The organism is Shinella oryzae, from assembly GCF_023038235.1.
GTDB classification, from domain to species: Bacteria; Pseudomonadota; Alphaproteobacteria; order Rhizobiales; family Rhizobiaceae; genus Shinella; species Shinella sumterensis.
Map to the genome: position 1 here is coordinate 273,772 of NZ_CP081988.1, position 15,613 is coordinate 289,384.

Genomic DNA, 15,613 nt, shown 5'->3' on the forward strand with positions numbered 1-15,613 from the left:
TTTCCGGTGAATGCGAATTCACCGGAAATGGCTCTATCCATTTGTTTTCGCGGATTTTCCGACGAAGAAGCATTCCTGCTTTGACTGGAAATATTCTAGTGAAAATCGCGCGACTTGACGCGGATCTCGTCAATATGGCCATAGCCGTCGACGAGATTGCGCGGTTTGACGAGTTTCGGCATGTCGCGCCTGTCGGGCGAGGGACTGCCGTGATGAAACTCGTCACCCCGGCCATGCGGCAACGGGAAGGGTCCTTCACGCCGACCGACGCTGGCGAGCATGCCGGACAGGTCCGTGAGGTGCTGCGCCACGACATGCACCACCTCGCCTTCCCGCTGGACATAGCCCTTCACGCCCAGCATGGATGCCCCCATCACGACCTTGCGATAGGCGGCGAACACCTTCTTCCAGACGACGAGATTGGCGATGCCCATCTCGTCCTCGATCGTCACGAAGATCACGCCCTTTGCCGAGCCCGGCCGCTGGCGAACGAGAATGACGCCGGCTGTCTCGACCGGTTGCCGGTCGCGCAGATTGGCCGCGACATGACAGGAAACGATCTTTTGGCGCGCCAGATCTTCCCGCAGGAAGCTGACGGGATGCGCGCGCAGCGTCAGCCCGACATGGCCGTAATCCTCGACGACCTCATTGCCGGCGGTCATGGGGCGAAGGGCGACCTCGGGCTCGTCCAGCTCCGCGATGACCGCCTCCTCCCGTCGTGCCGCCGCCGCAAAGAGCGGCAAGGGTTCGTCGCGCAACGCGCGGATCGCCCAGAGCGCCTCGCGCCGGGCAAGGCCGAGCGACGGCCGGAAGGCATCCGCATCCGCCATTTCGATAAGGGCGGCAACCGGCAGGCCGGAGCGGCGCCACAGGTCGTCCACCGAGGCGAAGGGCTCATCGGCCCGCGCCTGGATGAGCCTGCCCGCCTCCGTGTTGTTCATGCCCTTGATCATCCGCAGCCCGAGCCGCACGGCAAAACGATCCGGGTCATCCGTGGGCTCCAGCGTGCAATCCCACCGGCTTTCGTTGACGCAGACCGGCAGCACCTTGACCCCATGCTGCTGGGCATCACGCACGATCTGTGCCGGGGCATAGAAACCCATCGGCTGCGAATTGAGCAGGGCCGCGCAGAAGACATCGGGGTGGTGGCATTTCATCCAGGCTGAGGCATAGGCGATGATCGCGAAACTGTAGGCATGGCTCTCGGGAAAGCCATAGGAGCCGAAGCCCTCAAGCTGCCGGCACATGCGTTCTGCGAACTCCAGCGGATAGTTGTTCTTCGTCATGCCGTCGATCAGCTCCTGACGGAACCTGTCGACACCTCCCGTATGCTTGAAGGTCGCCATGGCACGGCGCAGCTGGTCAGCGCGACCAGCCGAAAAACCGGCGCCGACAATCGCGACCTGCATGGCCTGTTCCTGAAACAGCGGTACACCCAGCGTCTTCTGGAGAACCTTCTTCAGGTCGGGATCGTCGGGATAATCCGGTTCTTCCAGTTTTTGCCGTCGCCGCAGATAGGGATGCACCATGTCTCCCTGAATGGGACCGGGCCGGACAATCGCTACCTGAATGACGATATCGTAGAACTCTTTGGGCCTGAGACGCGGAAGCATCGACATCTGCGCCCGGCTCTCGATCTGGAACGTGCCCAGCGTATCGGCCTTTGAAATCATCGCATAGGTCGGCTCGTCGTCCAGGTGGATATTCCAGAGCCCCTTCCTGATACCTTTGAAGGTCTCCAGGAAATCGAAAGCGCGGCGCATGCAGGTGAGCATGCCGAGCGCCAGCACATCCACCTTCATGAAGTTGAGACTTTCAATATCGTCCTTATCCCACTCGATGACCTGCCGATCGTCCATGGCGGCCGGCTCTATGGGAACGAGATCGTCGAGCCTGTCGCGCGTCAGCACGAAACCGCCGGGATGCTGTGAGAGATGACGCGGAACGCCGGTCAGTTGGCGGGAGAGCTCCACGAGGAGACGCATGCGCCGATCATCGACATTGAAACCGATATCCTCGATCTGCGCTTTCGGAATATCGTTCGACCAGCCCCAGACCTGCGAAGACAATGCTTTCAATACATCTTCCGGCATGCCGAGCGCGCGCCCGACATCCCGCATGGCGCCGCGCGAGCGATAGCGGATGACGGTTGCGCAAAGGGCGGAATGATCCAGCCCATAGGTCTGATAAACCCATTGAATGATCTCCTCGCGCCGTTCATGCTCGAAATCGACATCGATGTCAGGGGGCTCGCCGCGCTGTTCGGAAACAAAGCGTTCGAAGAGCAGGCCGTTCTTCGTTGGATCAATGGAAGTGATGCCCAACACGTAGCACACCGCGCTGTTGGCCGCGGACCCCCTGCCCTGGCAGAGAATGCCCATCTTGCGGGCCTGGCGGACGATGGAGTTCACCGTCAGGAAGTAAGGTGCATAGTTCATGCGCGCGATGAGGGACAGTTCGTGGTTCAGCTTGTCGCGCACTTCCTGCGGCACGCCCTGGGGATAACGCTCCGCAGCCCCCTCCCAAGTGTATTTCTCCAAAGCCTCCTGCGGCGTGTAATGCGCGTATTCTTTTTCCTCGGGATACTGATATTGCAGTTCGTCCAGCGAAAACCGGCAGCGGTTGACGATATCGAGCGTGCGCTGAAGCGCCTCCGGATAGCGGGCGAAAAGCCGGTGCATCTCCTCTGGCGGCTTGAGGTAGCGGTCGGCATGGCGCTCGCGCAGGAAACCCGCATTGTCGATGACCACATTGTGGCGGATGCAGGTGACGACGTCCTGCAACATGCGGCGGCCGGGCTCATGGTAGAGCACGTCATTGGTTACGACGGTGGGAACCCGATGCTGGGCGGCGAGATTGGAGAGCTGCCAGAGCCGTAGCTGGTCGTTCGGCCGCCGGCGCAGGGTCAGCGCCAGATAGCAGCGCCCCCGGAAGGTTTCGGCCAGTCGACGCAGATGAAAACCGGCCGTTTCATCGGCCTCGTCAGGCACGAGGACGGCCAGAAGCCCCTCGCTCCACGCCACCACGTCGCGCCAGTCGAGATGGCACTTGCCCTTGCCGGCCTTCTTCTTGCCGATGGTAAGCAGGCGGCAAAGCCGGGCATAGGCTTCCCGGTCCGTGGGATAGACGAGCAGGGACATGCCATCGACAAGGTCCAGCCGGCAGCCGACGACGAGACGGACCATGTTTCCATCGGCCGGCAGTTCCTTGACCGCGCGATGCGCCTGGACGATGCCGGCAAGACTGTTGCGGTCCACCACGGCCAAGGCTTCAATACCAAGCGCACTCGCCTGGGCGAACAATTCCGCGCAACTGCTCGCCCCGCGCAGGAAAGAGAAATGGGACGTGACCTGAAGCTCGGCGTAGCGCGGGTTCATGCGAAAATCCCGTGCAGGAACCAGCGGCCGAGGCCGCGCGCGGCCTGAACCTCATCGCCGGAACGAAACAGCCAGAAGCGTTCCCCCACGGCATCCTCGACCTGGAAATAATCCCGCACGGCCGCGCGTTCGCCGTCACACTTCCACCATTCGCCGAAGACACGCTCGGGGCCATCGGCACGCTGCACCAGCCGCCGCACGCCGCGCCAGGTGAAGGAGGCGGGCGGATGGTCCGGCAGGAGCGCCATCACCTCTATGGCTTCAGGACGGGCCAGCAGACGCGCCGGGCGCGGCCACTGCCCCTGCCATGTCGCACCGGCATCCGGCGCCAGCGGCGCGACACGCTGGAAGGACCGTTCCGGGACATCGCTCTCGACCGGCGCGATGCGGTAGAGGCGGGCGGCGCCGATGCGGTTGGCGATGACATCGACGAGGCCGGCAATATCCGCAGGCGCCTCCTCGATCAGCGAGGTCGCCGCCTGTTGCAGGACAAGCGGTTCGGCCAGTGTCGCGGAAAGCTCCATGACCTCGATGCCGAAGCCGGGCTCGATGGTCTCGATCCGGTCGCAGAGCAGCCGGGCAAGGCGTTTTTCATCGCGCACCGGACGCGCCGTGCCGATGCGGATCGCCTGCAGGGAATTGTCGACGCGGTGAAAGATGAGGTCGAGCCGGCGGGCGCCGAGGCCACGCTTTTCCAGGGCCTGACAAAGGTCATGGACCAGCGCCGTCGTGTAGCGCGCGATGGTTTCGGGCGCGCCGATCGGCTCGCCGAAGCCTTTTCGGGCGACAATCCGCTCCGGGTCGCGCAGCGGATCTACGGGCTCGCGAACAACCCCTTCCAACTGGTCCAGCCGGCGGCCAAGGAGAGGCCCGAAGCGCAGCACCAGCGGTGCGCGCGGCACGGCAAGCAGGTCGCCGATCGTCGAAAAGCCGAGCACATGCAGCCCCGCCACGATCTCGGGGGGAATGCGCAGCCCATGAATTGTCAGCGGCGAAACGCTTTCGACGGCGGCCCCCGGAGGGATGACGCGGACCGGATCGGCAAGGAAGCGGGCTGCTGCAAAGGCTGCGCCCCATGTATCGGCCACCGCGGCGCGAGCGATAATGCCGGAAGCGCCGAGGCGATTGACAAGGCCGCTCAGCATGAGCGCTTCTCCGCCGTGCAGATGGTCGGCGCCGGTCGTGTCGATGACGAGGCCATCCGGCGGATCGGGCGCGACGATGGGGGCATAGTGCTGGAGAGCCCAGAGCGAAAGCCGCTCGAGGGCTGCCGCATCGGCCGCAGGATCGGCCGGCAGGGTGAGGATGTCAGGCAGGAGCGCGTGGGCCTTGGTAAGCGGCATGCCGACACGCAGGCCCGCCTGCTCGGCCGGGCGGCTGACCGCCGTCACGACGCGGCGCGTGCCCTCGCGACCGACAAGCACAAGCCGGCTGTCAGGCAGAGGCGCTTCCGCGCCAAGCGCCCGCCGCAGCCGGTCGATCGGCCAGCCGGGGAGAAAAAGCGATACGACCCTCGGCATCGGATGCCTCCACTTCGAATTCCGCCGCCTCGCCCGCGCGGCATCGGGTAAGCTCCAGCAGCCATCGCGCCCGGCCGACGCCGGGCACCGGAAGCGGCACGGATGGCCGCACGGAAACCCGCCAGCGCGTCACCGCGGCCGATGGCAGGGTGAAGGCATCCGCCTCGGCACGGCTGCGAAAGCGGCGCACGGCAAGGCCGAGCGTGCCACCGGCTTCCGCCGCGAGTTGCAGGCGGCGCGATGCGGTCATGGACAGACGCGCGACTTCCGCCACCACAGCCCCAAGCCCGCCATGGCGCAGCCCCTCCTCGAAACAGAGAAGCAGGCTCTTCTCATCACCGGCTTCCACGTAAAGGACGCGCCCCGGGGCAAGCCCCGCCTGGGCAAGCGCCGGCGCAAACAGGTCGGGCCGGGTCAGGCACCAGAGCACCTGCCCCCGGGTTCGCGCGGCAATGCCCGCGGCAAAGAGCATGGCGGCCGCGCCCTGGACAGCATCGTTGCCGCCACCGCAGACTTCATGAAGGCTGGCAAGCGCAAGCCCGCCGCCAGGCAACCGCTCATCGATCTCCGGCACGCCGAAAGGCAGCACCGCCCGGTCGCGCTCCGCCCGGCCATCGAACTGGCGGATACGGTCGCGCAGGCCGGCGACGACAGCGCGGGCGGCGGCGGAGGACATCGATACAAAACTCCCTGGCTCGGACGACATGTTCTTTATTTGTTCTCAATTCCGGAAAGAGTCAATCGTCGTTCCCAGTGGGAAAGATCACAGTTTGAATCATCGGTGGGAACCAACTTGCCCGGCGGAAGTTTCCCCTCACGCCATTCCAACAATCCAGGAGACACATCCATGGCTGACGAAAAGAGCACCGGAAAGCGCACGCTCGGCGTCGTTGAAGGTATCGACAGCATTTCAGAGGAAGCCCGCACTGCTGCAGCCGAGGCGGACATCAGCGCACAGATCGAGGCCCTGAAGACGGAAATCAGCCGCATGAAGGAATCGGTCGGCCTGATTGCGGAAGGAACCGGTCAGCTTGCCGTCGCCAAGGCAGAATCGCTGCGTGAAGATCTGCGCCAGACGATCCAGGCCAATCCCCTCGCCACCCTCGCCGGTGCGGCCTTCATCGGTTACCTGTTTGGCCTGCGGCACCGCTGAGTTTTTCGCAAGCCACACCAAAAAGCCCGGCAATGCCGGGCTTTTCCGTATCGACGACCGCTGTTCTTAGAACCAGCGCTGGCGGCGGGGCTCGCTTTCATAGGAGCCGAGCAGATAACCGATAAGGACGCCGGCAAGTCCAGCCGTCAGAACCACGGTGGAGACAGCAGCCGGATGCTCGCGTGCGGTCTGGGCAACAGCAGCACCTTCATTACGCACATAGCGGGTAGCCGAGCGCACGGCAGGACGCGCAGCGTCTACAGCCTCGCCTGCACGCTCACGGACCGCTTCGTAAGCCTCGGCGCCACGCTCCCCAAGATCCTTCTGGAGGGCTGCGATTTCTTCACGAAGAGCGGAAATCTGGGATTGAACGTCATTGCTTGCCATTACGGTCTCCTTCTTAGCAATGAGACACGAACGGTTGGCGCGTAACTTGGTTCCAGGGCTGCGGCAGAATTACAGGTCAGCTCGCCTGCCGGCGGCCGTCGCGGCGGATCTGCGAGGGCGTGTCGCCGAAGGCGGCGCGAAAACGGCGCGTGAAATGCGACAGGCTCTCGAAACCGGTTTCAAGCGCGACTTCGATCAGCGGCTTGTTGCTGCGCATCACCATGTTCAGCGCCGCCGCCATGCGGATCTTCATGTAGACCGCGCTTGGCGAGGCCCCCATATCGCTCTCGAAGAGGCGTTCGAGCTGGCGGCGGGAAACATTCGTCATGTTGGCGATGCTGTCGATGGAAAGCAGATCCTCGGTATGCTGCTCCATCATCATGATGGCGAGATGGACCCGGCGATCGCGGGCCTCCAGGCCGAGCGGGTTGCGCGGCTGGATATCCGTCGCATCACGCCGATGGCGGATCTGCAGGATTTCCAGCGCATTGCGCTCCGCCGCCTCACCGACATGGTGGCGCACCAGCGTTGCCGCGAGATCCGCGACGCTGCTGCCGCCGGCACAGGTCGCGACCTTGCCGTCAAACCGGAAAATCTGCTCGGATGTCGCCTCGATATCGGGATAGCGCGCGCGGAAATCGCGGTGATGCAGCCAGCTCACACAGGCCGTGTGGCCCTTGAGCAGGCCGGCCTCGGCCAGGATGAAGCTGCCCGTACACAGGCCGATCAGCCCGACGCCCGCCTTGGCGGCCTTGCGCAGATAGTCCCGGGCATAACTGTCGATCGGCTCCTCGACCGAGAGAAGGCCACCGACGACGGCGATGTAGTCGAAACAGGAGGGGTCGGCAAAGGGCGCGGTCGGCGCGACCTGGATACCGCTGGAGGAGGAGATGAAATTGCGCGTGCTGCTGATCACGTCCCAATCGCAGTTGACGCGGCGCGAGCGATCCTCGCTGTCGCTGGCAAGCCTGAGCGTATCGACGAACAAGGCAAAAGCCGACAGGGTGAAACTCTTGGACAGGATAAAGCCGACGCGCAGCGCCTTCGGCGCCGATACGCCGTGCATCTCTTTCGATGTCCGAACCCCTACGCCCATCCATATCTCCTATTGTGCCTGCCACTATGGCCGCCAATCGGCCCTTCTGGCAAGAGGCTCATCGCATTCAGCTGCCGTCGGCCAATTCTCGGCATGCAATCAACCGCGCTCCTTGACCGTCTCCATCGCCACATTCGTCGACGTGCTCGCGACGTAGGGAAGATTGGAGATACGCTCGCCCAGCACCAGGCGGTATTTCTTGATGTCGCGCGTGCGGATCTTCAGAAGATAATCGAAACGCCCCGCGATCATATGGCATTCCTCGACCTCCCGGATCTTCTTGACCGCCGCATTGAAGCTCATCAACGCCTCTTCCTGCGTATTCGTCAGCTTCACCTCGGCGAAAGCGATATGATCCAGGTTCATCTTGGCGGGATTGAGGATCGCCTTGAAGCCCTGGATGAAGCCATCGGCGATCAGCCGCTTGAACCGGTTCTGGCACGGCGTCTTGGAAAGACCGACCTTTTCGGCAAGTTCGGCCACCGGAATGCGGCCGTTTTGTGCGAGCTCCTCGAGGATTTTCCGGTCGAAGGAATCCAGCGGACTATCAGCATTGACTATTTCAGGCAAAGAAACCTCCAAAATTGGAAAAATAGAACCAGATGGCCTAATTTTCAGCAATATGAGGTCAATTCGCTTTCGTGCGCAATGGTATTGTTTCGATGTCTTTCCGTGCAGGCATCGAACAGCTTCCGACAGGTCCTTCCATGCAGAACTCTCCAGCCGCTTCCGCTTCCCCCTCCGGCGAAGTCTTTCCACCCTTTTCGCACTTCGCGCCGCCCATTCGCGAGCAAAGCGAATTGCGTCGGGCGATCACCGCAGCCTATCGCCGGCCTGAGACCGAGTGCCTGCCGCCGCTCGTGGCCGCCGCGCGTGTTTCCGAACGCCAGCGCTATGACATCCGCAGCACCGCCCGCACGCTGATCGAGGCGCTGCGCGCCAAGCACAAGGGCACGGGCGTCGAGGGGCTGGTGCAGGAATATTCGCTGTCGAGCCAGGAAGGCGTAGCGCTGATGTGCCTTGCCGAGGCGTTGCTGCGCATTCCCGATACGGACACGCGGGATGCGCTGATCCGCGACAAGATCGCCGAAGGGGACTGGACCTCCCATATCGGCGGCGGCAAGTCGATGTTCGTCAACGCGGCGACCTGGGGCCTCGTCGTCACCGGCAAGCTTACCTCCACGGTGAACGACCGCGGCCTGTCCGCCGCCCTCACCCGGCTTATCGCGCGCGCCGGCGAACCGGTCATCCGCCGCGGCGTCGACATGGCCATGCGCATGATGGGCGAGCAGTTCGTCACCGGCGAGACCATCGAGGAAGCGCTGAAGCGCTCCAAGCCGCTCGAGGCGCGCGGCTTCCGCTATTCCTACGACATGCTGGGCGAGGCCGCGACCACCGCCGCGGACGCCGAGCGCTACTACCGCGATTACGAGAAGGCCATCCATGCCATCGGCAAGGCCTCCGGCGGACGCGGCATCTATGACGGTCCCGGCATCTCCATCAAGCTATCGGCGCTGCACCCGCGCTACGTGCGTGCCCAGGCCGAGCGCGTCATGAGCGAGCTCTTGCCCAAGGTGAAGGCGCTCGCCGCCATCGCCAAGAGCTACGACATCGGCCTCAACATCGACGCCGAGGAAGCAGACCGCCTGGAACTGTCGCTCGATCTGCTCGAAAGCCTGTGCCTGGATGCGGACCTCAAGGGCTGGAACGGCCTGGGCTTCGTGGTGCAGGCCTATGGCAAGCGATGCCCCTTCGTGCTCGATTACATCATCGACCTCGCCCGCCGCGCCGGCCGTCGCATCATGGTGCGCCTCGTCAAGGGCGCCTATTGGGATGCCGAGATCAAGCGCGCACAGCTCGAGGGCCTCGAGGGTTTCCCGGTCTATACGCGCAAGATCTACACGGACGTCGCCTACGTCGCCTGCGCCCGCAAGCTGCTGGCAGCGCCGGACGCCGTCTTCCCGCAGTTCGCCACGCACAATGCGCAGAGCCTCGCCACCATCTACCAGCTCGCCGGCCCGGATTTTTCCGTCGGCAAGTACGAGTTCCAGTGCCTGCACGGCATGGGCGAGCCGCTCTATGACGAGGTGGTCGGAAAGGACAAGCTGGACCGCCCCTGCCGCATCTATGCGCCGGTCGGCACCCATGAGACGCTGCTTGCCTATCTCGTGCGCCGCCTGCTCGAAAACGGCGCCAACTCTTCCTTCGTCAACCGCATCTCCGATCCGAAGGTTTCGGTGGAATCGCTGATTGCTGATCCCGTCGATATCGTCGCGGCGATGCCGGTGGTCGGTGCACCGCATGACCAGATCGCCCTGCCCGACGCCCTGTTCGGCAAGGCCCGCGCAAATTCGAAGGGGCTCGACCTTTCCAACGAGACGACACTTGCGGAGCTTGCCGGCGAACTCGCGGGAACCGCAGCACAATCGTGGCATGCCGCACCGCTGCTGGCCGACGGCGCCAGCGACGGCGAAACGAGCGACGTGCTGAACCCGGCGGATCATCGCGACGTGGTCGGCCGTGTCACCGAAATCCGGCCGGAGGATGCGGAACGCATCGTTGGCGTCGCGGCGGACAATGTCGCCGCCTGGTCCGGCGTTTCGCCGGCCGAGCGTGCCGCCTGCCTGGACCGTGCGGCTGACATCATGGAGGCCCGTATCGAACCGCTAATGGGCATCATCATGCGCGAAGCCGGAAAGTCGGCGGCGAACGCCATCGGCGAGGTGCGCGAGGCGGTCGATTTCCTGCGCTATTATGCCGAGCAGGCGCGCCGTACGCTGGGCCCGTCACATCTGCCGCTCGGCCCCGTCGTCTGCATCAGCCCGTGGAACTTCCCGCTCGCCATTTTCACCGGGCAGGTTGCGGCCGCCCTGGTGGCGGGCAACGCGGTTCTCGCCAAGCCGGCCGAGGAAACGCCGATCATCGCGCATGAAAGCGTGAAGATCCTGCACGAGGCCGGTGTCCCCGTCGGCGCGCTGCAATTCGTGCCCGGCGCAGGCCGCGTCGGCGCAGCCCTTGTCGGTGCGGCGAAGACGGCCGGCGTCATGTTCACCGGTTCGACCGAAGTCGCCCGCCTCATCCAGGCGCAGCTTGCCGAACGTCTCTCGGCCGGCGGCAAGCCGATCCCGCTGATCGCCGAAACCGGCGGCCAGAACGGCATGATCGTCGATTCCTCGGCACTTGCCGAACAGGTCGTCGGCGATGTCATCGCATCGGCCTTCGACAGCGCCGGCCAGCGCTGCTCGGCGCTCCGGGTGCTCTGCCTTCAGGACGATGTTGCGGACCGCACGCTGACCATGCTGAAGGGCGCGCTCAACGAACTGACGCTTGGGCGCACCGACTGCCTCAATGTCGATATCGGCCCCGTCATCACGGCCGAGGCCCGCGACGGCATCGTCAAGCACATCGAGCATATGCGCAGCCTCGGCAACAAGGTGGAGCAGCAACCGCTGCCGGCCGGCACGGAAAACGGCACCTTCGTCGCGCCGACCATCATCGAGCTGAAAACGCTTGCCGATCTCAAACGCGAAGTGTTCGGCCCGGTCCTGCATGTCATCCGCTTCCGGCGCGCCGATCTCGACCGGCTGATCGACGATATCAACGCCTCCGGCTACGGCCTGACGTTCGGCCTGCACACGCGCCTCGACGAGACGATCGCGCATGTCACGAGCCGCATCAAGGTCGGCAACGTCTACGTCAACCGCAACATCATCGGCGCGGTGGTCGGCGTGCAGCCCTTCGGCGGGCGCGGCTTGTCCGGCACCGGCCCCAAGGCCGGCGGTCCGCTCTATATCGGCCGCCTCGTGCAGAAGGCCCCCGTGCCGCCGCAGCAGGATTCGGTGCATACCGATCCGGCGCTCAGGGATTTCATCACCTGGCTCGACCGCGAGGGCAAGACCGACGAGGGCGAGACGGCCCGCAGCTTCGCCAACCGCTCCGCGCTCGGCCTTGAGCGGGAACTGACCGGGCCCGTCGGTGAACGCAACATCTATGCGCTGCATCCGCGCGGCCGCGTGCTGCTCGTTCCGAAGACCGAAACCGGCCTTTTGCGTCAGGTGGCCGCCGCACTGGCGACGGGCAACCAGATCGTCATCGATCATGTCGAGGCCCTGAAAACCGCCATCGCGGACCTGCCGGCCGCCGTTGCCGCCCGCCTGTCGTGGTCGACGGACTGGACGAAGGACGGCCCGTTTGCCGGTGCGCTGGTGGAAGGAGACGCGGCGGACATTCAGCGCGCCAATGCGCGCATTGCCGGCCTGCCCGGCCCGCTCGTGCTCGTACAGGCCGCGACGACCGACGAACTCGTTGCTGATCCCGAGGCCTACTGCCTCAACTGGCTGCTGGAGGAAGTCTCCACCTCCATCAACACCGCCGCTGCCGGCGGCAATGCCAGCCTGATGGCCATCGGCTGACGCTGTAGTGGTACGGCCCGCGAAAAGCGCGCCGTACCTTCCTGTCTTTACGCCCGCCGCTGCTCGCGGATATGCGTGCCGAAGGAAACGCCGACCAGCAGCAGGCAGAAGCCGAGCGCCAACGGCGCGTAGAACGCTTCTTCCTGCAGCACGGCATTCGCGCAGATCGTAACGACGGCGACGAAGGCGAAGAGGAAATCGGCCTCCCCCGTCTCCGACAGCCGGCGACCGGCGGCGACGACTATACCGGCCAGGAAGCCGAAGAAGGCGAGGCTGCCGATCCCCATCTGCGAGAGCATCACGCCCACCGCGCTTTCGACGGGAACCGCCGAGATGCCCTCCCCCTGCGCACGGTCCCAGTCGAGATTGGCGCCGTCGCTTGAGAGATTGCCGCCAATGCCGAGCCCCTGCCCAAGCGGGTTTCCCAGAAAATCGCGGACGCCCGCAAAGAACCCGAGCACATGGTAATCTCCATGGCGCGCACCATAGACGGTGGCGGCGAGCGTCCACACTGTGGCAAGCGAAAGGACCATGGCGAGCGTCAGGCGGAGGCTGGACGCCCGCCAGAGAAAGCGGCTTGTCAGCGCCACGCATAGCAGGAAGGCTGCCCCCTTGGAGCCGATCAGCAAGAGAAGCGGGAAGGCGGCAAGCGGCAGCGCGCGATGCCCCCGGAAAAGCAGCCAGGCGGACGAGAGGCTGAGAGCATAGGCATAGCTGATCGGATGGAAATTCGGCCCGGCATTGCGGAAGATTCGCGGCAGCGCATCGCCAAACAGGGCGGTGTTGAAGAAGGTTGCCGTCATGGTGTCTTCCAGCCCCCGCAGCACGAAACCCGTCTCCCGCAGGGTCTTCTCCCAGACGCCCGCCTCGATCTGTGCCTTGAGGCCGCGCTGGACATAGAGATCGCCATGGAAAAGCCCGAGGAAATCCATTCGAAAGACCTGCTCGAGGTAGCCGTAGGCCATCGCGACGATGCAAAGGCAGATCATCGGCAACCGCAGGTCCACGCGGTAGAGCGTGGCGGCAACGAGCGCGATGTGAAAGCAGGCGATCGGCGTGATCGTGTTGCGGAAGTAGACGATCGCATCCCGCGCCTCGCCACGGACCGCGCCGAGCAAAAGATAAAGCAAGATCACAAGGCAGAGAACGAGGGTCATGACCAGCCATGGCCGCAGCCCCGGCACTGAACGAACCCGGGACGAGAACGCCGCCAGCACAAAGAGGCCGAAGCCTGTCATCAGAATGACGAAGTTGGCGCCGCGCAATGCATCGAACGTGCCATCTTCAGGCACGAACGGGGTGAACCACGCGACGACGAGATTTTGAAACAGGAACGCGCAGGCGATGACCGCCGGCAGCGCCGGCGGCACGGCAATGGCAAGAACGGCCGTCAGGAGACCCGTGGCGACGACGCCGAAGGGCGTCCACACGGCGAAGGACGCCACTGCGACGATGATCGTCATGAGGGCCAGGAAGAGATGAAAGGCGCCGTCGGCCGGCTCGACGGCCGGCCCGATCGCATAAGGCTGAAGAGAGGCCGGAGCCGCGATTTCAACCTTCGCCATCAGATCGGTCTTTGGTGGCGGGATCATCATCGACGGCGACGATAAGGGTCGCACTTCGTTTCATGTCATCGTCTCGAAGTTTGTGGCGCAGCTGGTCTCGCATCCGTGCACCGGCATCCGCCGGAGTGAAGGTGAACAGCATCAGATCGGCGGAGGCGAAAAAAGCCGTTTCCCATCCATGAAAATCAAGCGGCGGCACGAGCAACAGGATGAAATCGAAGCCGTCGGCGAGATGATCCTCAAGCACGAAGGGCATGCCGTCCGTGCCCGGGGCAAGCGGCCGCACGATGGTCGGCAGGCCGCTTGCCCCGTTGACGGATACCCCGGCCATGACCGAACCGGAGCGTCCGTGTTTCACGAACTCGACGATGAGGACCTTCTGGCCCGCTTGCTGCAGCCCAAGACCGATCATCGCGCCTGTCAGTTGCGCTTCAGACGGACTGTTCACGGAGGAGACCAGCAGCGTGTAGGGCGCCGGATGTTCTTCGAGACGAGCGACGATACGCCGGATGAGCTGGAGCGTGCTTCTGGAAAAGACGGCTCCGGCGGGCTGTAGAAGCCGCCGCCTCATGGCGCGGATGCGGGCGGGGATACTCGATCCCGGCAAACCCGGAAGTTCATAGCGGCCGAGATGGACGGGTACGGCCTGGCTGCCTGAGAGCGATCGGTGCGGGCGCATATCCATCGGCTTGTCTTCGGCGCGGCCCGACGGGACGGATCCGCCTGTCACGGCAAGCCCGCACCCCGCAAGGAAGCCGATGGCGGCGCTGACCGGCAGGATAAGCGCGGGTGTGGGCCAGGACGGCTGGACGGGCGGCGACGCAACGCCGATCACCCGTGCCTCGGAAAGCTGGAGACCCCGCATCTGCGTGGTCTCCTCCGTCCGTTTCAGCACATCGTCCAGCACTGTGCGGGCCGCCTCTGCCTTCGCTTCCAGCCGGCGCAGTTCCACGCGCGCCGCATCGGCCGCCTGCGACTTCGCGCGCATCTCGACGAGCTTGGTTTCAAGAACCCGGACGGCCTCGTCGGCCAGGTCCTGCTTCGCCTTCAGCTCGCGCGTGATGCGCCCGGCTTCGGCGGTCATCAGCGCCTTGGTCCGCGACAGTTCCGAACGAAGGCGGCGCACGGTCGGGTGATGCGGCTGATAGACCGTATCGGCATTGGCGATGGCCGCGGCGCGCTGGTTGTAATCGGCGCGAAGCCCGTCAAGGGCCACCGATGTGACGATTTCCGAAAGCCCTGCCGCGCCCGGCTGCGCCCGCTCAGCCGCGACCGCCTGTTCGTAGCGCCCCCGCGCGGCATCCGCCTTGGCCCGCGCGTCGATCACCTGCGTGGTGAGCTGATCGATCTGCGATTGCAGCGTGCCGCCGGCCGCGGGATCGAGAAGCTCGTGCCGAACCTTGAAATCGGCCACGGCACGCTCCGCTTCTGCGACATTGCGCTGGAGGTTGGAAAGCCTTCCTTGCAGGCGTGCATTGACGTCGTCATTGGCGTTCTCGCGCTCGCCGGCAAGGCCCGCGGTGTAACGTGCCACGATCGCATTGGCGATTGCGGCTGCCTTCTGCGCGGAGCGGGACTTGAAACCGACCTTGATCACATAGGTCAATCCTGCGCGTTCCACGGACACGCGCTTTTCGAAGCGGCGGAAAATGGCATCCCGTTCCCGGCCGCCTGCCCCCGTCAGGAAGGAGAGGATGCCGGGATCTGAGAATTCCGGATCCTGCGCGATGCGCTGGCTTTCGAACACACGCATCAGCAGATCCCGCGACTCAATGACGAAGACCTGGCTTGCGACGGCTGCGCTGTCAGCGCCGATACCGGGCAGGACCGTCTCGAACTGGGTGGAGCGCGCATCCCGCGGATCGACGAGCAGGGACGCCGTCGCCGTATAGGTCGGCGTCGTGACGGCAAGATAAAGCAGCGCCAGCGAAAGAGCGGCGCCGACACAGAACAACACCCGCCAGCGCCCGCGCCAAAGGCGTGCCCAGAGGTCTCCGACGTCGAACAATGGCGGAAGAAAACTCCCGGCCGATGCAAGTGCAGTCATCCCTGCCGTCCATGTGAACCGAGGCGAGCATAAGCCGCGCCGTCAACCACTACCCA

Annotated in this window: 10 protein-coding genes; 2 read left to right on the forward strand and 8 right to left on the reverse strand. The window is 64.5% G+C overall.

Annotated features, from left to right (window positions below; genetic code table 11):
• Positions 1–95: 95 nt before the first annotated feature.
• Genes K6301_RS17530 through K6301_RS17540 form a run of 3 tightly spaced genes read right to left on the reverse strand, consistent with a single transcriptional unit; the run spans position 96 to position 5,573 of the window.
• A complete protein-coding gene (locus tag K6301_RS17530) occupies positions 96–3,377 on the reverse strand; it encodes an error-prone DNA polymerase (protein WP_247221812.1) in 3,282 nt (1,093 codons plus the stop codon).
• Complete coding sequence (locus K6301_RS17535; protein WP_247221813.1) at positions 3,374–4,897, reverse strand: Y-family DNA polymerase; 1,524 nt, start codon at positions 4,895–4,897, stop codon at positions 3,374–3,376. The genes K6301_RS17530 and K6301_RS17535 overlap by 4 nt, the downstream gene beginning before the upstream one ends.
• Complete coding sequence (locus K6301_RS17540; RefSeq protein ID WP_247221814.1) at positions 4,812–5,573, reverse strand: ImuA family protein; 762 nt, start codon at positions 5,571–5,573, stop codon at positions 4,812–4,814. The genes K6301_RS17535 and K6301_RS17540 overlap by 86 nt, the downstream gene beginning before the upstream one ends.
• A 171-nt stretch (positions 5,574–5,744) precedes the next feature.
• Here K6301_RS17540 and K6301_RS17545 point away from each other — a divergent pair, with 171 nt between their 5' ends.
• Entirely contained in the window at positions 5,745–6,050 is a 306-nt protein-coding gene (locus tag K6301_RS17545) for a hypothetical protein (RefSeq protein WP_134651285.1), read from the forward strand.
• A 66-nt stretch (positions 6,051–6,116) separates the two neighbouring features.
• On the opposite strand, the gene K6301_RS17550 is transcribed toward K6301_RS17545, so the two are convergent.
• The 3 genes from K6301_RS17550 to K6301_RS17560 form a co-directional block, all read right to left on the reverse strand.
• Entirely contained in the window at positions 6,117–6,437 is a 321-nt protein-coding gene (locus K6301_RS17550) for a hypothetical protein (RefSeq protein WP_134651287.1), read from the reverse strand.
• A 76-nt stretch (positions 6,438–6,513) separates the two neighbouring features.
• Positions 6,514–7,533, reverse strand: a complete 1,020-nt coding sequence (locus tag K6301_RS17555; RefSeq protein ID WP_134651289.1) for a GlxA family transcriptional regulator — start codon at positions 7,531–7,533, stop codon at positions 6,514–6,516.
• Positions 7,534–7,632: 99 nt separating this feature from the next.
• Complete coding sequence (locus tag K6301_RS17560; protein WP_230640312.1) at positions 7,633–8,103, reverse strand: Lrp/AsnC family transcriptional regulator; 471 nt, start codon at positions 8,101–8,103, stop codon at positions 7,633–7,635.
• Between the two features lie 137 nt (positions 8,104–8,240).
• On the opposite strand from K6301_RS17560, the gene putA reads away from it, so the two are divergent.
• Complete coding sequence (gene putA, locus K6301_RS17565; protein ID WP_247222535.1) at positions 8,241–11,945, forward strand: trifunctional transcriptional regulator/proline dehydrogenase/L-glutamate gamma-semialdehyde dehydrogenase; 3,705 nt, start codon at positions 8,241–8,243, stop codon at positions 11,943–11,945.
• Between the two features lie 47 nt (positions 11,946–11,992).
• On the opposite strand, the gene K6301_RS17570 is transcribed toward putA, so the two are convergent.
• Positions 11,993–13,510, reverse strand: a complete 1,518-nt coding sequence (locus tag K6301_RS17570) for a hypothetical protein (protein ID WP_247221816.1) — start codon at positions 13,508–13,510, stop codon at positions 11,993–11,995.
• On the reverse strand, positions 13,497–15,557 hold the full coding sequence (locus K6301_RS17575; protein WP_247221817.1) for a GumC family protein: 2,061 nt from the start codon (positions 15,555–15,557) through the stop codon (positions 13,497–13,499). Before K6301_RS17575 ends, K6301_RS17570 begins: the two co-directional genes overlap by 14 nt.
• Positions 15,558–15,613 lie beyond the last annotated feature (56 nt).